The sequence below is a fragment of the Vibrio sp. 10N.286.49.B3 genome, assembly GCF_002873395.1.
Lineage (GTDB): Bacteria > Pseudomonadota > Gammaproteobacteria > Enterobacterales > Vibrionaceae > Vibrio.
In genome coordinates, this window is the sequence record NZ_MCUV01000068.1 from 110,624 (window position 1) to 133,688 (window position 23,065).

The following is a 23,065-nucleotide window of genomic DNA, read 5'->3' on the forward strand; positions in this document are numbered from 1 at the left end:
CTCTAGCTGTTTATAGAGACTTAAGCGTACCTTTTGGCAGCACAGCCGTAACGAAATCTTTCTTAATTACAACGTTGTTGTTGTCGTTAAGAGCGATAGTAATGTAATCATTTTCTTCTGATACTTTAGCGATTTTACCAACTAAACCACCAGCAGTAAGAATTTCATCACCTTTACCCATTGAAGCCATTAGGTTTTTATGCTCTTTTTGACGTTTCGCTTGTGGGCGATAAATCATAAAGTAGAAAATAACCGCAAACATGCCTAGCATGATTAACATTTCAAAACCGCCACCTTGTGGTGCGCCTTCACCTGCTGCATGTGCTACAGAAATTAAACTCATTGAGAAACATCCTCTATTTTTTTATTGATAATACAGCTTATTGGGTCTTAGTACGGGTTTTTCAAGCTCTTATTAAATAAGAGTGCTATTTCACAAAAACCTAGAGTCAAACTTTAGAGCAAGTTCAAATTCTAGGTTTTTAATCATTGCAAATTGTAAAACCCTAACCTTGACGTCATACGCTATCGGTTAAGATAAAGCTAACGACTAGTATCGCTCGCTTTGGTTACTTTTTCGCTAAAGGTGGAACTTCACGATCACGACGAGCATAGAACTCATTAACGAAAGCATCGAAACGATCTTCATCGATTGCAGTACGGATGCTCTCCATTAAACGTTGGTAGTAACGTAGGTTGTGAATCGTATTTAATCGTGAACCTAAAATCTCATTACAACGATCTAAGTGGTGTAAGTACGACTTAGAGTAATTTTGACAAGTGTAACAGTCACACTCAGGATCTAGTGGTGTTGTATCGATTTTATGTTTCGCATTACGGATCTTGATCACACCGCCAGTAACAAACAGGTGTCCATTACGAGCATTACGTGTTGGCATCACGCAGTCAAACATATCAATACCGCGACGCACACCTTCAACTAAATCTTCAGGTTTACCAACACCCATTAGGTAGCGTGGCTTATCTTCTGGTAGTTGAGGACATGTGTGCTCTAGTACACGGTGCATATCTTCTTTGGGCTCACCCACTGCAAGACCACCAACGGCATAGCCATCAAAGCCAATTTTAGTTAGTGCTTCAACAGAAACATCACGTAAGTCTTCGTAAACACCACCTTGAACAATACCAAATAAAGCATTTGGGTTTTCTTGGCGATCGAATTCAGCACGGCTACGGTCAGCCCAACGAATAGAACGCTCCATTGAAATGCGCGCTTCATCGTGAGTTGCAGGGTAAGGCGTACATTCATCAAAAATCATTACAACATCTGAACCCAGATCGTATTGAATTTGCATTGATTTTTCTGCGTCCATGAACACTTTGTCGCCATTAACAGGGCTACGGAAGTGAACGCCTTCTTCAGTAATTTTACGTGTTTTACCTAAGCTAAATACTTGAAAACCACCTGAATCAGTAAGAATTGGACCTTTCCAGTTCATGAAGTCGTGCAAGTCACCGTGCAGTTTCATGATTTCTTGACCAGGACGTAGCCATAGGTGGAAAGTGTTACCTAGTAGGATCTCTGCACCAGTACCTTTTACTTCTTCCGGTGTCATTCCTTTTACAGTACCGTAAGTTCCAACAGGCATAAATGCTGGAGTTTGTACTGTACCACGGTCAAACTGAAGTTCACCGCGACGTGCGTTACCATTTGTTTTTTTAAGTTCGTATTTCACGAAACCTCCAATGTGCCAGAGAAACAATCTGACTATCGATGTATTTATGCTAAATATAGCTCTAGCATCTAGAGTGGTCTTTTGCCCAGTATTTTGGTATCCAAACCAGTAATGCCACTGACTCCTTGAGCAGCATAATGACAAAACACATCGTTTTATTGCGCTGTATTTTGTCCTTTGTATCCAATAAGGTAAAGTTAACCTTTTGTTTTTTTAGTAACAAACATTGCATCGCCATAGCTAAAGAAGCGATATTTATCCTTCACAGCATGATCATAAGCTTTCATGACATTCTCATAGCCAGCAAAAGCACTCACTAACATAATCAATGTCGACTCTGGTAAATGGAAGTTTGTCACTAGCACATCAATCAGTTGGTATTCATAGCCAGGGAAGATAAAGATTTCAGTATCACCAAAGAAAGGAGCGAGTTCTGTCCCTTTCTTTAGAGCGTCCTGCGCTGCACTTTCCAGTGAGCGTACTGATGTCGTTCCAACCGCAATCACTCGACCGCCACGCTGCTTAGTGGCATTAATTGCATCGACAACGTCTTGGCTAACTTCAACATATTCAGCATGCATGTGATGGTCATGAATGCTATCCACTTTAACTGGCTGGAAAGTACCCGCGCCGACATGCAAAGTCACATAAGCAAAATCAACACCTTTCGCTGCCATTTGTTCCATCAAGGCTTCATCAAAATGTAACCCTGCTGTTGGCGCAGCAACCGCACCTGGTTTTTGGTTATAAACCGTTTGGTAGCGTTCTTTATCGGCGTCTTCATCTGGACGGTCAATATAAGGCGGCAAAGGCATGTGCCCGACTTCATTAAGAATATCTAATACCGCTTTATCTGAAGTGAAACGAATTTCAAATAAAGCATCGTGGCGTGCAACCATCTCTGCTTCATAGTTATCATGTTCACCAAGGAAAAGTTGCGTGCCTGGCTTTGGAGATTTAGAGCAGCGAACATGCGCTAAAATAGTATGCTCATCTAGCATACGCTCAACCAAAACCTCAAGCTTGCCACCGGATGCTTTACGACCAAAAATACGCGCAGGAATAACACGAGTATTATTAAAAACAACCAGATCGCCAGGTTGAACTAAATCCAATACATTCTTAAACGAACTATCGGTTAGCTCACCACTATTACCATTTAATTGAAGTAAACGACTCGCAGTACGTTCAGCTTGAGGGTAACGAGCAATCAGCTCATCAGGGAGTTCAAAATGAAAATCAGAAACTTGCATAAGATTGGTCTTTGTTTAGTTAAAGTAAAATAAAATGCGAAGAGAAATCTCCCCCGATACGCGACACTCGTAAGCGGTATTTTTCGCAGTGCGGCAGTATATACCCAAAGCCAACGAATATACAGGCTATCAAACCATAGCCTCCCATCAATTTGGTCGCCACAAATAATATTAAGGATTTAATGCTATTTTGGCTGACAAAATGAACAAGATCTCAGACATTAATCAATAAAGATCCTATAGTTTATAGAAGGTTCATTTGGACTTGGAGGTCAATATGATCAAAGTAGAAGACATGATGACTCGTCATCCTCATACTTTATTGCGCTCTCATACTGTCATGGATGCTAAGAACATGATGAATGAGTTCGATATACGTCACATCCCAATCGTCGATACTGATAATAAGCTATTAGGTATTGTCACCCAGCGAGATATTTTAGCGGCTCAAGACTCTTGCTTGCAAAATGCAGCCACCAGCAGCTCTTTTAACCTATCTGCACCACTCAATGATGTTATGCATAAAAACATCATGACGGTTGCACCAATCGCAGGCTTAAAAGAGAGCGCTATTTATATGCAAAAACATAAGGTTGGATGTTTACCTGTTGTCGATAAACAGCAATTAACGGGCATTATTACTGACAGTGATTTTGTCACGATTGCCATTAATTTATTAGAACTTGAAGAAGAATCTGAGCCAAATGAGCTCGATATGATTGATTAAAATTGCGCTATTAATGCCATTAGACTCGTTATCTATGCCGATAAAGCTTACGCAACATAGCGAGTCTATTGACATAAAAAAGAGCAGCAAGAGCCACTCTTTTTGTACATTTAACTTTGGCTTACGAGAACTGATCTTCCTCTGTCGACCCCGTTAACGCGGTCACTGAAGAGTTACCACCTTGAATGGTATTGGTCATCTTATCGAAATACCCCGTGCCCACTTCTTGTTGGTGAGCAACGAATGTATAACCTTTCTCGGCTGCAGCAAACTCTGGACGCTGCACTTTCTCTACGTAGTGGCGCATACCTTCACCTTGCGCATAAGCGTGGGCAAGTTCAAACATGTTGTACCACATATTATGAATACCCGCTAAAGTGATAAATTGGTATTTATAGCCCATATTTGCCAATTCTTGCTGGAACTTCGCGATGGTTTCAGCATCTAGGTTTTTCTCCCAGTTAAATGATGGCGAACAGTTATACGCAAGCAGTTGATCTGGGTATTGAGCATGAATCGCTTCAGCAAATTGGCGCGCTTCTTCAAGGTCAGGTTTTGCCGTTTCACACCAAATTAAGTCAGCATAAGGCGCGTAAGCCAGACCACGAGAAATGGCTTGTTCAATGCCAGCTTTCACACGATAGAAGCCTTCCGCAGTACGCTCCCCTTGAATAAAGTCACGATCATATGGGTCGCAATCTGAGGTTAACAAGTCAGCGGCATTCGCATCGGTGCGAGCAATGACTAACGTTGTCGTTCCTGCTACATCTGCGGCTAGACGCGCTGCTGCTAATTTTTGTACCGCTTCCTGAGTGGGTACTAACACTTTCCCACCCATGTGACCGCATTTTTTAACCGAGGCAAGTTGGTCTTCAAAGTGAACGCCAGCGGCACCCGCTTCAATCATACTTTTCATCAACTCATAAGCATTCAATACGCCACCAAAGCCCGCTTCAGCATCCGCAACAATCGGTAAGAAGTAGTCAATCCCTTCTTCGTCCTCTGGGCTCTTACCAGCAGACCACTGAATTTGGTCGGCACGGCGAAAAGAGTTATTAATTCTCTTCACAACAGAAGGCACGGAATCAACAGGATAAAGCGATTGGTCTGGGTACATGGTTGAAGCTGTATTATTATCTGCAGCGACTTGCCAACCAGATAGATAGACTGCTTCTATCCCTGCTTTCGCTTGCTGAACAGCTTGACCTCCAGTGAGTGCGCCAAGACAATTTACATAGCCTTTCTTTGACGACCCATTGACCAGCGACCACAGCTTATCAGCACCACGCTGCGCAAGTGTGTTGGCTGGGATCACTGAACCTCGTAATTCAACGACTTCTTCAGCGGTGTACGTACGCTTTACTTGTGCCCAACGTGGGTTTTCTGCCCAGTCTTTTTCTAAAGCTTCGATTTGTTGGCGGCGAGTTAATGTCATGGTCTATCCCTCTTTATTCATTTATGCATCATGCACTTTATTATCTCTTCTCCACCAGGACCTCTTACTCTGGTGTTGAAAGTGAGTTTCACGTTGTTAGTCTATTTATTATTCTTGTTCTTATTTTTATTTATTATCTCAATGGGTTAATCTAAGTATTCATAACCTGGTAGAGTTAAAAAGTTGGTTAATTCTTTGCTCGTGGTTAATTGGCTCATTAGTGTGGCAGCCTCGCTAAAGCGCCCCTTTTCAAAACGCTCATGACCAAGCTCGCTTTTTACTACTTCTATCTCTTGCGCTAAATAATCCGTAAAGAGCTCTGCGGTGACTTGTTCGCCATTTGATAAATGTTTACCGTGCTGGATCCATTGCCAAATCGATGCGCGTGAAATTTCTGCCGTTGCCGCATCCTCCATCAAGCCATAAATAGGCACACAACCATTACCTGATATCCAAGCCTCAATGTATTGCAAAGCAACGCGAATATTATGACGCATCCCTTCTTCTGTTCGCTCACCTAGGCAAGGCGTTAATAGTTCGCTTGCTTCGATAACGGCATCATCTTGACGTGTTACATCAAGCTGATTTGTTCGATCACCTAAAACCTGATCAAAAATCTGCCTTGCTGTATCGGCTAATCCAGGGTGAGCAACCCAGGTACCATCATGACCATTATTCGCTTCAAGTGATTTATCTTTACTGATTTTATCCAACACTTTCTGATTTTCGACGGGGTCTTTAGCAGGAATAAAGGCTGCCATTCCCCCCATTGCAAACGCACCTCGGCGATGACAAGTACGAATTAATAGGCGTGAGTAAGCATTCAAAAAAGGCTGTTCCATACTGACAACTTGGCGATCTGGCAGTACTCGTTCTGGGTGTTTTTTCAACGTTTTAATGTAGCTAAAGATGTAATCCCAACGACCACAATTTAGCCCGACAATATGTTCTTTTAGCGCAAATAAAATCTCATCCATTTCAAATACAGCAGGCAATGTTTCGATCAATACTGTCGCTTTAATTGTTCCCGTATCGAGACCAAAGTAATCTTCTGTGAAATGAAAAACCTTACTCCACCATTTTGCTTCTTGGTGTGACTGTAATTTAGGTAGGTAGAAATAAGGTCCACTTCCTTTGCGCAGCAGGGCTAGATGGTTATTGTAAAAATACAAAGCGAAATCAAATAGCGCACCAGGAATTTCTTTGCCATTAAAGGTCACATGTTTCTCTTTGAGATGTAAACCTCGCACACGACAAATTAATACGGCTGGATCTGGGTTTAATTGATAATGTTTTCCTGATGTTGGATGGGTATAACTAATCGTTTCATTAATCGCATCACGAAGATTAATTTGCCCATCTAAAAGCTGATCCCAAGCTGGTGCCATGGAATCTTCAAAGTCAGCCATAAATACTTTCACGTTAGCATTTAAGGCATTGATAACCATTTTTCTATCCGTTGGTCCGGTGATCTCTACACGTCGATCCTGCAGATCACTTGGGATACCTAAAATTTTCCAACTGCCCTCTCTGATGTCCTGTGTCTGTTTTAAAAAATCAGGTAATTGACCATTATCAATCGATGCTTGGCGGTGCTCACGAGTCTCAAGCAGATCACTCACTTCTGTCGCGAACGCATCACACAGCGCAGATAAAAACACCTGAGCCCTTTGGGGGAACACTTTTTCATGTTCTGCCGATAGAGCACCTTTCACTTCAAGTACTTTCGAGGCTGAGTCATGGCTTTCTTGAGCCGGTGCCTGGGGGGTTTGAGTTAGCATAAATTCGATCCTTCCATGTCACTTGTAAGTTTTAAACAACGAAATCAAGCTCAGTTACTTCCTATCTACAACCCTTAAAACTGACTCAATAGTGATAACATTGACTTAATAAAAACTATATTTCAACCCTAACAGTTTTAGACATAGGTCTTACAACGTCTTTATTTAACTTAGCTTATATGTGATTAGAGTAAAAGACCAAATGTTACCAAACAGTAAAATTCGACGTTTTATCCCGTTTTAAACAAGTGATTGAATTAGCTTGGTAGCTTGTAATTTATTACGTAATTTAATTACAAAATAGTCGAAGGTGAAAAAGCGTTTAAAACAAAAGATAATGAGAATGAAAGTCAGAAAGTTTATAGATTCAACAAGTAGTTAAAACGCTAACGACAGGTAAATTCAAACAATAAGTAGTGAGGGGAAGTGTAAAAGTGAAGGTGTAAAGGTCGATTTTTTTATGAAACCTTCACTCAATAGCAGGTGTGAAATTTCACAAGTTAAAGTACACAAACAGCATAAAAAACTAAAAAACACACCAATAATAGTGCGTTTTTTTAGTATATAAACCTAATACCAAGATCTAAAGCAGTTCTTCTACGACTCTCGCCAATTGATCAAACGTATCTGTGCGTGATGAACTTGGTCGCCAGACTAAGCCTATATTACGATACGCATGCTGACCTGGCGGATCGATCACGACCAAGTTTTGGTTATCAAGTAAGCCATGTTCAATCGCCATTTGAGGGATAAATGTCGTTCCTAATCCATTAGCAACCATTTGTACTAAGGTATGTAGACTCGTTGCCGAAAAAGGATTGATCTTCTCTCTCGCCGTTAGCTTACAGGCCGATACCGCATGATCGGTTAAGCAGTGCTCATTTTCTAATAAAAATACCGATTCATCTGGTAGCTCTGCGTATTTTATCGGTACCTTAATCGCATTGACTTGATCACGGCTAATCACCATTCGGAAGGGGTCCTGACCGACAACTTTACTTTTCATTTGTCCAATATCAACCGGCAGTGCAAGAATTAAGACATCTAACTCACCCTGTTTTAAGGCGGCTAATAAATTAGTGGTCGTATCTTCTCTTAGCAGTAAGTTTAAGTTCGGAAAACGGGCATTAACTTCTTGGACTAAATCACACAGTAAAAACGGAGCAATCGTCGGAATACAGCCAAGTTTAAGCTGCCCTTGCATCTCCCCTTTGCTTGCTTTTCCTAACTCAATTAAGTCCTGCCCTTTGGCTAATAACTCGCGCCCTTGCTTAACAACAAGTTCACCCGTTTGAGTAAAAACCAGTGGACTCTTCTTGTCTTTCTTTTCATACAAGGGACAACCAATTAACTCTTCAAGTGTTTGTATACCTTTACTAAGCGTCGACTGGCTCACAAAACAGCGTACAGCTGCATCACTAAAGTGGCGAGTTTCGTGTAAAGTAATTAAGTAATGTAACTGCTTAAGGCTGGGCCATTTGTTCATATTACCTCTAGGGGATGTGCTCGGTATAAGTTAAATCGATAGGAGATTAATTTTTATCGTTTTTTTCGATGAACTTAATCTATTTAATTCGCTTTTTTCTATAGTACCGTTTGTACTATAGTTTGTCCCGTAGAAACGAAACACCAAACACGAAGTTTGGTCATCAAATATTTAGGAGATTCAAAATGGTACTAGTTGGTCGTCAAGCCCCTGATTTTACTGCTGCAGCTGTTCTTGGTAACGGCGAAATCGTTGATAACTTCAACTTTGCAGAATTCACTAAAGGCAAAAAAGCAGTTGTTTTCTTCTACCCACTAGATTTTACATTCGTTTGTCCATCTGAGCTTATCGCTTTTGACAACCGTCTAGCTGATTTCCAAGCTAAAGGTGCTGAAGTAATCGGTATTTCTATCGATTCTCAATTCTCACATAACGCATGGCGTAACACTGCTATTGCAGATGGCGGTATCGGCCAAGTTAAATACCCACTTGTTGCTGACGTTAAACACGAAATCTGTAAAGCATACGATGTTGAGCACCCAGAAGCTGGCGTTGCTTTCCGTGGTTCATTCCTTATCGATGCTGACGGCCTTGTTCGTCACCAAGTTGTCAATGACCTACCTCTAGGTCGCAACATTGACGAAATGCTACGCATGGTGGACGCACTAAACTTCCACGAGAAGAATGGTGAAGTTTGTCCTGCACAATGGGAAGAAGGTAAATCAGGTATGGACGCGTCACCAAAAGGTGTTGCTGCTTTCCTATCTGAGCACGCTGACGACCTAGCAAAATAATCACCTCTTCACCCGCGCTCAAACCGGGTTGATGGTTGGACTAGATAAGCAGAAAATGCACAGTCAATCAGAAGAAGTAATTAGTTAGCCAAATTTAGATTAAAGCCCGAAGTTTATGCTTCGGGCTTTTTCTATATAATCGTTCGAGTTACCTTTTAATGAGAATAAGTCATGCCTTACCAAGTTGAAGTTTGTATTGATAATATTGAGTCACTGCATAATGCCATTGCTGGCGGAGCGACTCGTATTGAGCTTTGCTCTTCATTAGCTTTAGGTGGATTAACACCAAGCTATGGATTCATGAGACAGGCGGTAAAGCTCTCATCGGTTCCTGTCTACGCAATGATAAGACCAAGGCAAGGTGACTTTCTTTATGACGATGACGATATTGCTATTATGCTTGATGATATTGACGCAGCCGCTAAAGCGGGCATTGATGGCATTGTTTTTGGCGTATTAACGGAAAATGGGGCTATCGATATGCCACTGGCTAAGCGAATCATGTCACGCGCTAACCAGCACAAACTTGGTGCTACCTTCCATCGGGCAATAGATCAATGCCAAGATTATTCACAAGCCATCGAAGATATTGCCACCCTTGGTTGCGAGCGAGTACTCACATCAGGGCTAGCCTCTAATGCGCTTGAAGGTGTGATGGTGTTAACGGATATGGTTAAGCTTGCTAGAGGTCGCTTCACAATTATGGCAGGTGCTGGTGTTACTGCCGATAATGCGCAATATATTATGCAGCAAACCCATATTCACGAGTTGCACCTATCTGGTAAATCAACTCGCGCAAGTCATATGGTATTGCACTCTGATGCTCATATGGGTAATCAAGAACTCGACGATTACCTTATCCCAGTGACGAGCATGAAGAAAATTCAGCAGTTAGTGGACGTAATGAAGAGATAAATCGGCTTACTTCAACGCATCTTCGATACTTTGTTCACCTAAGTGACGAACATCTTTGCCTTTGACAAAATAGATAATATATTCGCAAATATTTTGACAGCGATCGCCAACACGCTCAATAGCACGAGCAGACCACATCACTTGCAATAAGTTAGGGATCTGAGCTGGAGATTCCATCATATGCGCCGTTAATTGATTAATGACGGCTTTATATTCTGCATCTAGCTTGTCGTCTAACTTATACACTTGAACCGCTAATTCAACATCCATCCGAGCAAATGCATCCAACACTTGGTGCAGCATACTTATCGCCTGTCGACATAAAGGCTCTAAAGAAACATGATATGGTTGGTCTTGTGATGAAGGCATTTCTATCGCAACGCGAGCAATGCTGGTTGCAACATCGCCAATGCGCTCTAAATCACTGATTGTTTTGATAATCGCCATAATCAAGCGTAAGTCTTTTGCCGTTGGTTGGCGCTTAGCGATAATGCGCGTACAAGCTTCATCTATCGAAGCATCCATCGCATTAACTTTATGATCATCACGAACAACCTTGCGCGCTAAATCAATGTCATCTTTATGCAGGGCATGCATTGCAAAAGAGAGTTGTTGTTCAACTAACCCCCCCATGGTTAATACATGAGTTCTAATGGCTTCTAACTCAACATTAAATTGCCCTGAAATGTGACGACCAAATTGCATTATTTCTCCTTAATAGTAAACAAATCTAAGTGGATAGAGCGGTATTATCCGTATCTTCCCGTAATGTAATCTTCTGTTTGATTCTTTTTCGGTGAGGTGAAAATAGAATCGGTATCCGAATATTCAATTAAGTTGCCCATATGAATAAAAGCGGTATGGTCACTCACCCTCGCAGCTTGTTGCATGTTATGTGTTACCATAACAACCGTATATTTCGTTTTTAAATCATTAATCAGTTCTTCGATGGTTAAAGTCGAAATAGGGTCTAACGCAGAGGTGGGCTCATCTAATAATAGCACTTCTGGCTCTATCGCTATTGCACGTGCAATCACTAGACGTTGCTGCTGACCACCAGATAAACCAAATGCATTTTCATGCAGGCGATCTTTTACTTCATCCCATAAAGCCGCAGCACGTAATGAGCGTTCAACCGCATCATCGAGCATGCGACTATTTTTCATACCCTGTAGTCTCAAGCCGTAAACCACATTTTCGTAGATAGACTTAGGGAAAGGATTCGGTCTTTGGAAAACCATACCCACTCGACGACGTAACGTTGGCACATCAACGCCTGGATGGTAAACATTTTTTCCATGCAGGCGGACTTTACCTTCAACCTTACACCCTTCAACTAGGTCATTCATGCGGTTAATACAGCGTAATAACGTTGACTTACCACAACCTGACGGACCGATAAAAGCCGTGACCTGCCCTTTAGGAATACGCATCGAAATATCATCTAACGCCTGAGCATTTTGATAGTACAAACTCAGCCCTTCGATCGAAATAGCGGTCTGCTTATCGGTCAGATTATTCACATCTAATGGCGCTTGATAGCCTAATGTTTCATTCATAGAGAACATAATTAGTCTTGCCCTAAAGTTCGATATGTTTCACGTAAATTATTACGAATGCTAATCGCGGTTAAGTTTAATCCAATAATAACAGTAACTAATAAAAATGAAGTTGCATAAACTAAAGGACGCGCCGCTTCAATATTCGTGGTTTGAAAACCCACATCGTAGATATGGAAACCTAAGTGCATAAATTTACGATCTAAATGTATATATGGAAATTGATCATCAACTGGCAAGCTAGAGGCCAACTTGACCACTCCAACCATCATCAATGGAGCCACTTCACCAGCAGCTCGAGCAATGGCTAAAATCAACCCAGTAATGATTGCTGGGCTAGCCATCGGTAAAATGATCCGCCACATCGTTTCAAACTGTGTTGCGCCCAATGCTAATGAGCCATGACGTACAGAAGATGGAATTCGACTCAGACCTTCTTCGGTTGTCACGATAACGACTGGCAATGTCAGTACAGCAAGCGTTAATGCCGACCATAATAGACCTGGCGTACCAAAAGTTGGCGCTGGTAACCTTTCTGCATAAAACAGAGAGTCGATTGACCCACCTATCGTGTAAACAAAAAAGCCAAGCCCAAAGACACCATAAACAATAGAAGGCACACCAGCTAAGTTAATAACAGCAATGCGAATCACACGAGTAAATGCATTGTTTTTTGCGTACTCATGTAGATATATCGCAGCGATAACCCCTAAAGGCATCACTACAATGGCCATAATCAGCACCATTAAAACCGTGCCAAAAATAGCCGGAAAAACACCACCTTCCGAGTTTGATTCGCGAGGGTTATCGGTAATAAATTTCCAAACCTGTACACCCCAATGACCTAATTTATCAAGGTAAGTCATATCATTCGGATACCAAAAATCTAAAATCTGACTAAGTGGTATCGTCACAATTTGACCAGTCATGTCTTCAACAGAGAGTGACTCGGCTTCCAGCTGACGCTTTAGGTCATCCAACTCTGCTTCCACCGCCGTCAGTTTTGCAATCAACTGTGCTCTATCTCGATTATGCTCAATGATATAGCGGTTAGTCAGCGTGTTATTCAAATCTTTTTTACGCTTATCTAAACGTAATTTCTCTAACTGCCAACTGAGTCGCTTAATCTCTTGATTCACTAAATCATCAATCGATTGACGCAGTAATGATGAACGCTCGACGCCTTGAGTTAAGGCTTTCTCAATCTGTTTTTCTTCGATAGCGCTTGAGGTTTGATAACTAACAGGGCGACCAAAAAAATAGCCACCTCTCGCTCGTTCAACCACAACCAAACCATGGGGTGTAGTCGGCGCTAAAAGCCTAGATTCGAGGACGGCAATAAAATCCGCTGAGTAGAGATCACGGTTAGCAATCTTTATATTTAAACGTTCAGTGCTATGTTGCTGTGCTGGTAATGTCGCTCTATCAGCAGCATTCAAATTATCAGCTAATACTGTTTCACGATGGTAAAGCTCACCAATAATAGCAACTGGCACTTCATCACGATTTGCTAGGTTGACACTATCTTGCAAAGTGTGCACTTGCTCTACTGATGAGTTAACTTGCCACTGATATAAAGGCGCAGGCCAGAAGTACGTTAAGCCTTTCCAACCAATCAATAGCAATAGGCCAAGCACGGACAGCAAGCTAATACTAACCGCTCCGCCGGTTAACCAAATCCACGGTGAGCCTGATTTAAGCCACTTAAACATGAACTAACACCTTCTTACTCATCCTATGGCACTCACTTGATCATAATGCACGATAGCGCTCTCTTAACCTTTGTCTTACCCACTCCGCTAATGAGTTCACTGCAAAAGTAAAAATAAAGAGCAATAATGCCGCTAAAAATAATAATCGGTAATGCGAACTGCCAACTTCCGACTCTGGCAACTCAACAGCTATGGTTGCTGAAAGTGTTCTCATGCCTTCAAGAATATTCCAGTCCATAATCGGTGTATTACCCGTCGCCATTAAGACGATCATGGTTTCTCCTACCGCCCGACCTAAGCCCATCATTATCGCAGAAAAAATGCCTGGGCTAGCGGTTAATAAAACGACATAAATTAAGGTCTGCCATGGCGTTGCACCAAGCGCTAATGAGCCATCAGATAAATGCTTAGGTACAGAGAAGATGGCATCTTCGGCAATAGTAAAAATGGTAGGAATAACCGCAAACCCCATAGCAAAACCAACCACCAGCGCATTTCGCTGATCAAAATCTATTCCGTAGCCTGCTAGGAACAACTGAACATCACCAGCAAATAGCCACAATTCAACAGCATCACTATAGTAGAAGGCGCCAACAACCGTCAGTACCAATACTGGAACAAGAATTAATGCATGCCAACCATTTGAAAATGTACTCGTTATTGAACGAGGCAAGCTATGCCACAAGGCTCCGACAGCAACCATACTTAAAGGCAATAGAACAAATAACAACATCACTGCGGTTAAGTGACTTTCAACAATTGGCGCAAACCATAAACCGGCTAAGAAGCCAATAATAACCGTAGGCAAAGCCTCCATCAGTTCTATCGATGGCTTAACCACACGGCGCATTCTTTCTGACATAAAGTAAGCAGTATAAATCGCGCCTAACACTGCGATGGGTATGGAGAACAACATGGCAAATACCGCTGCTTTTAGCGTCCCGAACACAATCGGCACTAAACTAAATTTCGCTTCAAAATCATTACTTGCCGATGTTGACTGCCAAACAAATTCAGGTTCAGGATAACTTTCATACCAGACCTTTTTCCACAAAGATGAAAACGATATCTCAGGAAAATCGTTGGATACTTTTGCTACACTTAACTGATCACCAACAAGCGTCGCTAAGTGCAATTCATTATTAGACATAGCAGCTAAATCAGGAGCTTTCTCGAACGCTCGCTTAAATAAAACTAATTTTTCACTGGTTGTATAGTGACTTTGAATAGTGCCGTTCTTATAAAAACTATAAAAGCCTTTGCGATAAGTATCCGGTAATAAAAAACGAATTTCAGGTGCAAGCGCAAAGCTACGAATTGACGTTAAATGACGATTACCCTCTTTAAGCACATCAAACCATTGTGAAACTCGTCCATCATTATGAGTCACCAACAATGAGTAAGCACCCGACAAAAGATCCACATGTTTAACCGAGTGCTCTGGAGAGCCTTCACTCAAATCAACCACTTCACGCACGGTAAACTGGTTATTATCTTGAATGGCAACAATCAAATCTGAGCCAGATAATAAAAAGAGTTGCTGACCATCTGGCGTTAAGAGCAATTGATCAAGCTGTTTGAATTTATGCTCAAAGTGGAAGCTATGCTCATACCAGTTGACTGAGCCACTTTCATAATTTTGTCGCTGATTAAACCATTTAACGGCAACCTGACCTTCTTTAGTTAAACCCGCCAACACACCACCGTCATCATTAACAGCAATAGCCAACTTTTGCAGTGGCTCTGGTTTATCAGTCAAAGTCACCGGTTGGTTGGGCTGAAAATACTTTATGCTAGGAGAGAAGCGCTCAACCTGCTGCTTGTTCAAAGAGGTAAACTTAGGGCTAAAAATAGTAATTGCCCCGCTCTCATTGGCAAGAGCAAACCAACCTGAGGCTGATGATGACTGAGCAAATACAGTTGGGTTTGGCATGATATTGAAACGATAGTCAGCCTGCAATCCAGGGGCTTTTAAATCCCAAAAACCAACCTGACCACGCACATTTAGAGTGTAGGCATGCAAACCATATTCATCGATGGCTAACGCTTGTGGTGATTCGACAAAAACACGACGCTGAGCTTGATCGGTTTCTATACTCGCATCAGAGAATATCGGTAAAACAACCAAGGCTAAATAGACGAAGATTAAAACCAGTGCCGCTAAAACGCCCACACCACCACATGTCACAGCAAAGCGAACTAAGCGATCCTTAATTAATCTTTTTTGATCGCGTTCTTGCAATGAAAATTCGGCCGATGCCATGAGTTTATCTACCTATTCTGAGCTACAGCAATAATATGTCGTTTTGATGACAGTAATATTACACAGCGGAGTAAATAACAGAAAGTATTGCCACAACTAACTCGCAGCAATAGCCATAAATATAGAGGTGGGAAATGAAAATAACCATTGTGTTGCATATTACATTAAACCAACCTTACTCAATTCAATTTTTGCTAACTCTTCGGTGATGGAGACATAACCATCTTTTCCAACAATAGCTTGCCCCTGACTTGAGTAAATAAAACGAATAAATTCAGCTTCAATTGGTGATAATGGCTTATTAGGATGCTTATTAACATAAACGAAGAGGAAGCGTGAAAGTGGATACTGTCCGCTTAATATGTTTTTTCGAGTTGCCTGTACGTAATCCGTCCCTTTAGCCGCAATGGGGATCAGGCGAGATCCTGCAACATGATAGCCCACACCTGAATAACCGATCCCACTAATGGTTGAGGCAACCGACTGAACAACCGAAGCCGAACCTGGCTGCTCATTCACATTATGCTTAAAGTCGCCACCACATAGGGCGTGCTGTTTGAAGTAGCCATATGTACCAGAAACCGAGTTACGGCCAAACAGTTGAAACTTTCGCTTTGACCATGTTTGCTCAATGCCCAAATCATGCCAATTATTTATCGCCTGATTACGACCACAGCGCAACGTTGATGAGTACATGCCATCAATCTGACTAAAATTTAGGCCTTCGATTGGGTTGTCTCGATGAACAAAAATACCGATCGCATCAATGGCGACTTTCAACGCCGTCGGTTTATAACCATGCTCACGCTCAAACGCTTCAACTTCACGTAGACGCATTGGTCTACTCATAGGGCCTAGTTGAGCTGTACCTTCTGTTAATGCAGGAGGGGCTGTCGAAGATCCTGAAGCTTGAACTTGAGCATTGACACTAGGGTAGAGATATTTAAACTCCTCAACCCATTGTGTTGTCATGCCCGCTAAAGTATCCGATCCAACTGAAAGTAAGTTGCCTGATATTCCTTGCTTCTTTTGATATAGCGGCAAGTCCTTGGCGAATGATGCCGTTGCACAACCAACACCCATTAGCACTAAAGCTAATTTAAACAGTTGCTGACACTGATTAGGCACAAAATACCAAGCAAACTTTCTTTTATTCAAACTCTCGTCATTCCTTACTGGGATACAATTAATCGATTTGGCAACACAAATGAGAAGGTACTCCCTACCCCAACTTCACTCTTAATTTCTAAGTGTGAGTCATGATGAGTTAAGGCATGTTTTACAATGGCTAGCCCTAAGCCACTGCCACCGGTATCTCGAGAACGCGCCTTATCAACACGATAGAAACGCTCTGTTAATCGATGTAAATGCTGAGGTTCAATACCATCACCACTATCTGAAACTTCAAGGTTCGCGCCATGTGCAGTTTGATACCAAGACACTTTGACATGAGCCCCTGCTGGCGTGTATTTGACAGCATTATAAACTAAGTTTGAGATTGCACTACGCATCTGATCTTCATCGGCTAATACTTTCAAATCATGATCAATATTGAATTCAAACTGATGGCCTTGATCACCACTTAAGCTCACCGCCTCTTTTTCTAATATCTCTAGCATTGCTGGTACATTGATAATATCTTCCAGTTCATGCATCGGTGCCGCTTCAATTTTAGATAGAGTCAGCAGTTGGTTAACTAAGCTATTCATGCGGTTAAGCTGCTCTGTCATCACTCCATGTGCTTTTGGCCACATAGGACCAACAACCATATCTGGATCTTCTGTCATCTCCAAATAACCTTGCAGTACCGTCATCGGAGTACGTAATTCATGAGACACGTTAGCAAAGAAGTTACGGCGCATACCTTCTAGCTGCTTTAACTGCGTGACATCACGAACAACCATCAAATGCTCACCTTTAGTATAAGGTACGATACGCAATTCAAGCATACGCTCCACATTAAGCGGCGAACACATTTCCAGTGGCTCACTGAAGTTTTGCTTATTTAAGTACTTGATAAAATCTGGGGTACGAATAAGGTTCGAAATAGGCTGACCACTATCATCTGGCCATTGAAAGCCTAGTAAGTGTTGAGCGAGTTTATTACACCAAACGATATTACCTTCGCTACGAAAAACCACCACAGCATCCGGTAGTGATTCTGCGCCATTTCTAAAGCGGCGAATTAATTTGGTTAACTCTTTACGCTTGTTTCTTTGTCGTTGCTGTAAACGGTACAAACCATTGAAAAGCGATTCCCAATTATTGCTACCTGATGGTGGCGTTAATCGTTTTTCATCCCACAACCATGCAGAAAGGCGCATTTGATTATGTAGATGCCACAGCAATTGCAGCACGGTCGCCGTTAGTAGCAACCATGGCATGTAGCCAAATATCCACCCGATAACTACCCAAGGGGTGTAAAAAAAAGCCAGCCCCCAAGCTAGCTTTTTCCACGTTATTTTCTCAACCATTAAGCACTCCAACTGTTCTCATATCATTAAGCTTTTGTTGAGAAACGGTAGCCGGCGCCACGTACGGTTTGGATCAACTTATCATGTTGAGCCGATTCTAATGCTTTACGTAAACGACGAATATGTACATCAACAGTACGATCTTCAACATAAACGTTAGTGCCCCAGATATTATTTAGAAGCTGCTCACGGCTATATACACGTTCTTGGTGAGTCATAAAGAAGTGCAGCATCTTGAACTCTGTTGGACCCATATCAAGCGGAACGTCATTAGTGGTAACACGGTGAGAAACTGGATCCAATTTTAAACCTTGAACATCAATCACGTCTTCTAGTGCAGTTGGTGTTACGCGACGGATCACTGCTTTCAAGCGAGCAACCAACTCTTTTGGCGAGAATGGTTTAGTAATATAGTCATCAGCACCGACTTCTAAGCCGCGTACTTTATCCTCTTCTTCACCTCGAGCTGTCAGCATAACGACAGGAATATTACGTGTTAATTCTTCACGCTTCATATGCTTAATAAAGTTAATGCCAGAGCCGCCAGGTAACATCCAATCTAAAAGTACTAAATCTGGGAAAGGTTCACACAACTTAGCTACAGCAGTATCGTAATCTTCCGCTTCAATAGCTTGATAACCTTTTTGCTCAAGAACAAAGCACAGCATTTCTCTGATTGGTGCTTCATCTTCAACAACCAAAATCCTTCTAGACATAATCAATTAACCTTTATTATTAAACCAACGCCATAAACTAACTAGATGCATTATCGGCATTAATTATGACACTTTTGTGACCATTGAAAACAATTTTTAATCTAACTGTCTTTTTAGTTTCATTTTGATATTTTTCATTTCTGATAAGACAAGTTGAGTGAAATCTCTTATTATGGCGTTAATCTAAAAAAAGGTAAGAATATACTATGTGGTTTAAAAACTGTCTTGTTTATCGTTTTAATCGTGATATTGACTTCAATGCAGAACAACTCGAAGTTCAATTAGATGAATTTCGCTTTAGCCCTTGTGGTAGCCAAGATAAGCAGAAATTTGGCTGGGTAAATGCAATGGGTCGACATGGCGATATGATGACTCATACTTCAGAAGACCGCATTCTTATCTGTGCTAAGAAAGAAGAAAAAATGCTGCCTGCTTCTGTTATTAAAGATTCACTAGCAGCAAAAATTGAAACAATGGAGGCCGCTGAAGGTCGTCCGCTTAAAAAGAAAGAGAAAGACACATTAAAAGATGAAATTATCATCGACTTGCTGCCAAGAGCTTTCACCCGTAGCCAATTAACTTATGCATTAATCCTGCCTGCTGATGGTTTTATTATCGTCGATGCTAGCAGTTATAAGAAAGCTGAAGATGTGCTGGCTCTATTACGTAAGACAATGGGCAGTTTACCGGTTGTTCCTGCTATCCCTGAGATTGCAATTGAAACGACATTGACTGAATGGGTTAAAACCGGTGATACGCCACAAGGTATTACGATGCAAGATGAAGCGGAGTTAAAATCTCTGCTTGAAGACGGTGGGGTTATTCGTTGTAAGAAGCAAGAACTGACTTCTGATGAAATCTTAAGCCACATTGAAGCAAATAAAGTCGTGACTAAGTTAGCTCTAAACTGGCAAGACCGTATTGAGTTTATGCTTGCTGAAGATAGCAGTATCAAACGTCTTAAGTTTAGTGATGAACTAAAAGATCAAAACGAAGATATTCCTCGTGAAGATCAAGCGGCTCGTTTTGATGCTGACTTCTCATTAATGTGTGGCGAGCTAAGTGCATTTTTGCCTAACATCTATGACACTCTTGGCGGTCTCACCGACCCTAAGGCTTAATTGCCTCCCCTCTTCGTCAATATAGATAGGCACGATACTTGCGGTAACTTGTCGTCAATCGTGCCTAACTTCCCTTTCTAGCACTATACTTGCTATAGATTGCCTTAAACAGAGTGCTGATTCGCTTCCCAAATGGGAAAAAACTATGCAGCTCCTCGTTTTTCACGTAAAATTTTCGCCCCTTCCAACCCCATTTAGTGGTGTTGGCCTGACTTGAGATCAGAATTAGAGAATTGAATCATGTTTAAACCTGAACTACTTTCCCCTGCTGGCAGCCTTAAAAATATGCGTTACGCTTTCGCTTATGGCGCTGATGCTGTTTATGCTGGTCAACCTCGTTATAGCCTTCGTGTTCGTAATAATGAATTTAACCACGAGAACCTACAGATTGGTATTAACGAAGCACATGCTCAAGGTAAGAAGCTTTATGTTGTGTGTAATATTCAGCCGCATAACTCTAAGCTAAAAACCTTCATCCGTGACTTAAAACCTGTTGTAGATATGGGTCCGGATGCGCTAATCATGTCAGATCCAGGTCTAATCATGATGGTTCGTGAAGCTTTCCCTGAAATGCCTATTCACCTTTCTGTACAAGCAAATGCTGTTAACTGGGCGACCGTTAAGTTCTGGTCTACTCAAGGCGTTGAGCGTGTAATCTTATCGCGTGAGTTATCTTTAGAAGAGATTGAAGAAGTTCGTGAGCACTGCCCAGAAACTGAATTAGAGATCTTTGTTCATGGTGCACTTTGCATGGCTTACTCTGGTCGTTGCCTACTGTCTGGTTACATGAATAAGCGCGATCCAAACCAAGGTACTTGTACTAACGCTTGCCGCTGGGAATACAAAGCTGAAGCAGCTAAAGAAGATGCCAACGGTCAAATCGTTGAAGCTTCTGTTGTTGACTCTGGTGTGCAAGAAGTTGAAGTTCTTGATGAGCGTCCAGACAACACACTAGGTCTTGGTAAACCGACAGATGAAGTTGTCTTACTATCTGAAGCACAACGTCCTGATGTAAAAATGGCGGCTTTTGAAGATGAGCATGGTACTTACATCATGAACTCTAAAGACTTGCGTGCAATTCAGCATGTTGAACGACTAACTAAGATGGGCGTACACTCTTTAAAAATTGAAGGTCGCACTAAATCTTTCTACTACTGTGCTCGTACCGCTCAAGTTTACCGCAAAGCTATCGATGATGCGGTTGCTGGTAAGCCGTTTGATGAAAGCCTAATGGGTACGCTAGAGAGCCTAGCACACCGTGGTTATACTGAAGGTTTCCTACGTCGTCACACGCACGATACATACCAGAACTACGACTATGGCTACTCTATCTCTGATGCTCAGCAGTTTGTTGGTGAATTTACGGGTAACCGTCGCGGTGATCTAGCTGAAGTAGAAGTGAAGAACAAATTTATCACTGGTGATAGCTTAGAGCTAATGACACCGCAAGGTAATGTTATTTTCACTTTAGAAACAATGGAAAACCGCAAATCTGAAGTCATTGACGATGCCAAAGGAAATGGCCACTTTGTCTTTATCCCTGTACCTCAAGACATGGATTTAGAATTTGGTTTATTAATGCGTAACCTACAAGATGGTCAGGATACACGCAACCCTACAGGCAAATAACCATGGCTTTACTGATCAAAGATTCTTGTATTAATTGCGATATGTGCGACCCAGAGTGCCCAAATGGTGCTATTACTATGGGTGATAGCATTTATGAAATTGATCCGAATCTCTGTACAGAATGTAAAGGGCACTATGACAAGCCAACTTGTCAGTCAGTATGTCCAATTACAAAGTGTATTATTACTGACCCTAATCATATTGAGAGTGATGATGAACTGCTTGAAAAGTTTGTTATTATTCAAGGTCTAGCATAATAGTATTGACAAAATTAAAGCCCCTGACTCTAGAGTTCTAGAATCAGGGGCTTTGTCGATTTAAGGGATCAGTTATGGAAAGTTGTATCGTATTAACCCGATTTCTCAATTGGGTAAATATTGCAGAATAAATCTTTTTCGTAATGAAACTCTAAACGTTCACGCCATGGCTTAGCTGAGTTAATAGGAATTAAGAAAAAGGTTTCTCGGCTTGTATCGGTAACAAATGCAATGCCATGTTGCATCAACTCATAATGAATATCATGCACAAAGCTCAAGCTAAAGCTTTGTCTTCCTGTTAGATGATTGATGTCATCTCGAGTTAAACTTACGCCTTCTTTTTCCTCGTTAAAGCGCTCTCTTAACCAACCAGCAAACTCTCTTGCGCAAACCATTGTCATCTTTAAATCCTTATCGTAACCCAACAAGTAAATAAGCCATCAGTGCCAAAATCAAAGTCACCTATAGTGAATAAAGGTGTACTTCTGACGAACCGTTAATAACGCTTTCTATTGTGGTATTGTTAGCTTATACGGGGGCGTATAAGTCACTATTACTACTTGATATCTGAATTTCTTATCATTATTTAATAAGCTACTATGACAATAGACAATAGACGGGTAGTTCTCCAGTCACATAACCAAAAATATGCATATAAAGTGTACAGTTCTCATAAAGCCTTAAAATATGTCTCAATGTTGCGACACAAATGGATTGATAAGCATGTAAATGCTCAATAACGGCTGATCTTCTAAGCTCTGCTTAACCACAGAATAATTTTCATCTTTGCCCATACCCTTCGCAAGAATACCCATAGAGCGACACCCCTATCAACCTAAACGCTAGATAGAAAACCAGCATTGCTACTGATATATCTATACGCCAAACGGCAAAAAGGCTCAACATTGCTGTTGAGCCTTCTTTAATATGGCAGGGGTGGAGAGATTCGAACTCCCAACACGCGCTATTTTTTGTAGTTCGGGGGAATCCGCTGCTCTGCCAGTTGGAGCGACACCCCTATCGACCTAAACGCTAGATAGAAAACCAACATAGCTACTGATATATCTATACGCCAAACGGCAAAAAGGCTCAACATTGCTGTTGAGCCTTCTTTAATATGGCAGGGGTGGAGAGATTCGAACTCCCAACACGCGGATTTGGAATCCGCTGCTCTGCCAGTTGGAGCTACACCCCTGTAGTTATTTTAAAGAGTTAACTTTCTCTTAATAAGTGGCGGAGTGGACGG

The 23,065-nt window shown here is 41.6% G+C and carries 20 protein-coding genes and 2 tRNA genes; 6 read left to right on the top strand and 16 right to left on the bottom strand.

Annotated features, from left to right (window positions below; genetic code table 11):
* Window positions 1-10: 10 nt before the first annotated feature.
* The 3 genes from yajC to queA all read right to left on the bottom strand — a co-directional run bounded on the left by yajC (window position 11) and on the right by queA (window position 2,950).
* Window positions 11-343 (bottom strand): preprotein translocase subunit YajC, encoded by a 333-nt coding sequence (yajC, locus tag BCU68_RS16375; protein WP_102565806.1) that lies wholly within the window; start codon window positions 341-343, stop codon window positions 11-13.
* Between the two features lie 226 nt (window positions 344-569).
* Entirely contained in the window at window positions 570-1,697 is a 1,128-nt protein-coding gene (tgt, locus tag BCU68_RS16380; protein WP_102565807.1) for a tRNA guanosine(34) transglycosylase Tgt, read from the bottom strand.
* 197 nt (window positions 1,698-1,894) lie between these two features.
* Complete coding sequence (queA, locus tag BCU68_RS16385) at window positions 1,895-2,950, bottom strand: tRNA preQ1(34) S-adenosylmethionine ribosyltransferase-isomerase QueA (protein ID WP_102565808.1); 1,056 nt, start codon at window positions 2,948-2,950, stop codon at window positions 1,895-1,897.
* A 277-nt stretch (window positions 2,951-3,227) separates the two neighbouring features.
* Here queA and BCU68_RS16390 point away from each other — a divergent pair, with 277 nt between their 5' ends.
* Complete coding sequence (locus tag BCU68_RS16390) at window positions 3,228-3,677, top strand: CBS domain-containing protein (RefSeq protein ID WP_102565809.1); 450 nt, start codon at window positions 3,228-3,230, stop codon at window positions 3,675-3,677.
* 121 nt (window positions 3,678-3,798) lie between these two features.
* Here BCU68_RS16390 and aceA read toward each other — a convergent pair whose 3' ends face one another.
* From aceA to BCU68_RS16405, 3 genes are all read right to left on the bottom strand, one after another.
* Entirely contained in the window at window positions 3,799-5,112 is a 1,314-nt protein-coding gene (gene aceA / locus BCU68_RS16395) for an isocitrate lyase (protein ID WP_102565810.1), read from the bottom strand.
* A 146-nt stretch (window positions 5,113-5,258) separates the two neighbouring features.
* Window positions 5,259-6,893 (bottom strand): malate synthase A, encoded by a 1,635-nt coding sequence (gene aceB / locus BCU68_RS16400; RefSeq protein WP_102565811.1) that lies wholly within the window; start codon window positions 6,891-6,893, stop codon window positions 5,259-5,261.
* Window positions 6,894-7,476: 583 nt separating this feature from the next.
* Window positions 7,477-8,379: a hydrogen peroxide-inducible genes activator gene (locus BCU68_RS16405; protein ID WP_102565812.1), complete on the bottom strand. Its 903-nt coding sequence runs from the start codon at window positions 8,377-8,379 to the stop codon at window positions 7,477-7,479.
* A 185-nt stretch (window positions 8,380-8,564) separates the two neighbouring features.
* On the opposite strand from BCU68_RS16405, the gene BCU68_RS16410 reads away from it, so the two are divergent.
* Together BCU68_RS16410 and BCU68_RS16415 are read left to right on the top strand one after the other, a co-directional pair.
* On the top strand, window positions 8,565-9,173 hold the full coding sequence (locus BCU68_RS16410; RefSeq protein WP_102565813.1) for a peroxiredoxin C: 609 nt from the start codon (window positions 8,565-8,567) through the stop codon (window positions 9,171-9,173).
* 171 nt (window positions 9,174-9,344) lie between these two features.
* Complete coding sequence (locus tag BCU68_RS16415; protein ID WP_102565814.1) at window positions 9,345-10,088, top strand: copper homeostasis protein CutC; 744 nt, start codon at window positions 9,345-9,347, stop codon at window positions 10,086-10,088.
* Between the two features lie 6 nt (window positions 10,089-10,094).
* On the opposite strand, the gene phoU is transcribed toward BCU68_RS16415, so the two are convergent.
* The 7 genes from phoU to phoB all read right to left on the bottom strand — a co-directional run bounded on the left by phoU (window position 10,095) and on the right by phoB (window position 18,812).
* A complete protein-coding gene (gene phoU, locus BCU68_RS16420) occupies window positions 10,095-10,793 on the bottom strand; it encodes a phosphate signaling complex protein PhoU (protein WP_102565815.1) in 699 nt (232 codons plus the stop codon).
* A gap of 44 nt (window positions 10,794-10,837) precedes the next feature.
* Window positions 10,838-11,656, bottom strand: coding sequence for a phosphate ABC transporter ATP-binding protein PstB (gene pstB / locus BCU68_RS16425; RefSeq protein WP_102565816.1), 819 nt, complete (start codon window positions 11,654-11,656; stop codon window positions 10,838-10,840).
* 2 nt (window positions 11,657-11,658) lie between these two features.
* A complete protein-coding gene (gene pstA / locus BCU68_RS16430) occupies window positions 11,659-13,359 on the bottom strand; it encodes a phosphate ABC transporter permease PstA (protein ID WP_102565817.1) in 1,701 nt (566 codons plus the stop codon).
* 40 nt (window positions 13,360-13,399) lie between these two features.
* Window positions 13,400-15,622 carry an ABC transporter permease subunit gene (locus BCU68_RS16435; protein ID WP_102565818.1) on the bottom strand — a complete coding sequence of 741 codons (2,223 nt, stop codon included), beginning with the start codon at window positions 15,620-15,622 and terminating at the stop codon, window positions 13,400-13,402.
* A 159-nt stretch (window positions 15,623-15,781) separates the two neighbouring features.
* Window positions 15,782-16,729, bottom strand: a complete 948-nt coding sequence (locus BCU68_RS16440; protein ID WP_102565828.1) for a phosphate ABC transporter substrate-binding protein PstS family protein — start codon at window positions 16,727-16,729, stop codon at window positions 15,782-15,784.
* 65 nt (window positions 16,730-16,794) lie between these two features.
* Window positions 16,795-18,096, bottom strand: coding sequence for a phosphate regulon sensor histidine kinase PhoR (gene phoR / locus BCU68_RS16445; RefSeq protein WP_102565819.1), 1,302 nt, complete (start codon window positions 18,094-18,096; stop codon window positions 16,795-16,797).
* A 26-nt stretch (window positions 18,097-18,122) separates the two neighbouring features.
* Window positions 18,123-18,812, bottom strand: coding sequence for a phosphate regulon transcriptional regulator PhoB (phoB, locus tag BCU68_RS16450; RefSeq protein WP_102565820.1), 690 nt, complete (start codon window positions 18,810-18,812; stop codon window positions 18,123-18,125).
* 206 nt (window positions 18,813-19,018) lie between these two features.
* On the opposite strand from phoB, the gene rdgC reads away from it, so the two are divergent.
* The 3 genes from rdgC to BCU68_RS16465 all read left to right on the top strand — a co-directional run bounded on the left by rdgC (window position 19,019) and on the right by BCU68_RS16465 (window position 21,819).
* Window positions 19,019-19,933, top strand: coding sequence for a recombination-associated protein RdgC (rdgC, locus tag BCU68_RS16455; protein ID WP_102565821.1), 915 nt, complete (start codon window positions 19,019-19,021; stop codon window positions 19,931-19,933).
* Between the two features lie 240 nt (window positions 19,934-20,173).
* Window positions 20,174-21,562 carry a tRNA 5-hydroxyuridine modification protein YegQ gene (gene yegQ / locus BCU68_RS16460; RefSeq protein WP_102565822.1) on the top strand — a complete coding sequence of 463 codons (1,389 nt, stop codon included), beginning with the start codon at window positions 20,174-20,176 and terminating at the stop codon, window positions 21,560-21,562.
* 2 nt (window positions 21,563-21,564) lie between these two features.
* On the top strand, window positions 21,565-21,819 hold the full coding sequence (locus tag BCU68_RS16465; RefSeq protein ID WP_102565823.1) for a YfhL family 4Fe-4S dicluster ferredoxin: 255 nt from the start codon (window positions 21,565-21,567) through the stop codon (window positions 21,817-21,819).
* Window positions 21,820-21,911: 92 nt separating this feature from the next.
* Here BCU68_RS16465 and BCU68_RS16470 read toward each other — a convergent pair whose 3' ends face one another.
* The 3 genes from BCU68_RS16470 to BCU68_RS16475 all read right to left on the bottom strand — a co-directional run bounded on the left by BCU68_RS16470 (window position 21,912) and on the right by BCU68_RS16475 (window position 23,014).
* Complete coding sequence (locus tag BCU68_RS16470; RefSeq protein WP_102565824.1) at window positions 21,912-22,220, bottom strand: hypothetical protein; 309 nt, start codon at window positions 22,218-22,220, stop codon at window positions 21,912-21,914.
* A 527-nt stretch (window positions 22,221-22,747) separates the two neighbouring features.
* Window positions 22,748-22,838 (bottom strand) — tRNA-OTHER (locus BCU68_RS16980).
* A 99-nt stretch (window positions 22,839-22,937) separates the two neighbouring features.
* Window positions 22,938-23,014 (bottom strand) — tRNA-Trp (locus tag BCU68_RS16475).
* Window positions 23,015-23,065 lie beyond the last annotated feature (51 nt).

Coding starts and splice junctions, on each gene's coding strand:
- yajC (WP_102565806.1), bottom strand. CDS start 343: ATGAGTTTAATTTCTGTAGCACATGCAGCAGGTGAAGGCGCACCACAA.
- queA (WP_102565808.1), bottom strand. CDS start 2,950: ATGCAAGTTTCTGATTTTCATTTTGAACTCCCTGATGAGCTGATTGCT.
- BCU68_RS16390 (WP_102565809.1), top strand. CDS start 3,228: ATGATCAAAGTAGAAGACATGATGACTCGTCATCCTCATACTTTATTG.
- aceA (WP_102565810.1), bottom strand. CDS start 5,112: ATGACATTAACTCGCCGCCAACAAATCGAAGCTTTAGAAAAAGACTGG.
- aceB (WP_102565811.1), bottom strand. CDS start 6,893: ATGCTAACTCAAACCCCCCAGGCACCGGCTCAAGAAAGCCATGACTCA.
- BCU68_RS16405 (WP_102565812.1), bottom strand. CDS start 8,379: ATGAACAAATGGCCCAGCCTTAAGCAGTTACATTACTTAATTACTTTA.
- BCU68_RS16410 (WP_102565813.1), top strand. CDS start 8,565: ATGGTACTAGTTGGTCGTCAAGCCCCTGATTTTACTGCTGCAGCTGTT.
- BCU68_RS16415 (WP_102565814.1), top strand. CDS start 9,345: ATGCCTTACCAAGTTGAAGTTTGTATTGATAATATTGAGTCACTGCAT.
- phoU (WP_102565815.1), bottom strand. CDS start 10,793: ATGCAATTTGGTCGTCACATTTCAGGGCAATTTAATGTTGAGTTAGAA.
- pstB (WP_102565816.1), bottom strand. CDS start 11,656: ATGTTCTCTATGAATGAAACATTAGGCTATCAAGCGCCATTAGATGTG.
- pstA (WP_102565817.1), bottom strand. CDS start 13,359: ATGTTTAAGTGGCTTAAATCAGGCTCACCGTGGATTTGGTTAACCGGC.
- BCU68_RS16435 (WP_102565818.1), bottom strand. CDS start 15,622: ATGGCATCGGCCGAATTTTCATTGCAAGAACGCGATCAAAAAAGATTA.
- phoR (WP_102565819.1), bottom strand. CDS start 18,096: ATGGTTGAGAAAATAACGTGGAAAAAGCTAGCTTGGGGGCTGGCTTTT.
- phoB (WP_102565820.1), bottom strand. CDS start 18,812: ATGTCTAGAAGGATTTTGGTTGTTGAAGATGAAGCACCAATCAGAGAA.
- rdgC (WP_102565821.1), top strand. CDS start 19,019: ATGTGGTTTAAAAACTGTCTTGTTTATCGTTTTAATCGTGATATTGAC.
- yegQ (WP_102565822.1), top strand. CDS start 20,174: ATGTTTAAACCTGAACTACTTTCCCCTGCTGGCAGCCTTAAAAATATG.
- BCU68_RS16465 (WP_102565823.1), top strand. CDS start 21,565: ATGGCTTTACTGATCAAAGATTCTTGTATTAATTGCGATATGTGCGAC.
- BCU68_RS16470 (WP_102565824.1), bottom strand. CDS start 22,220: ATGACAATGGTTTGCGCAAGAGAGTTTGCTGGTTGGTTAAGAGAGCGC.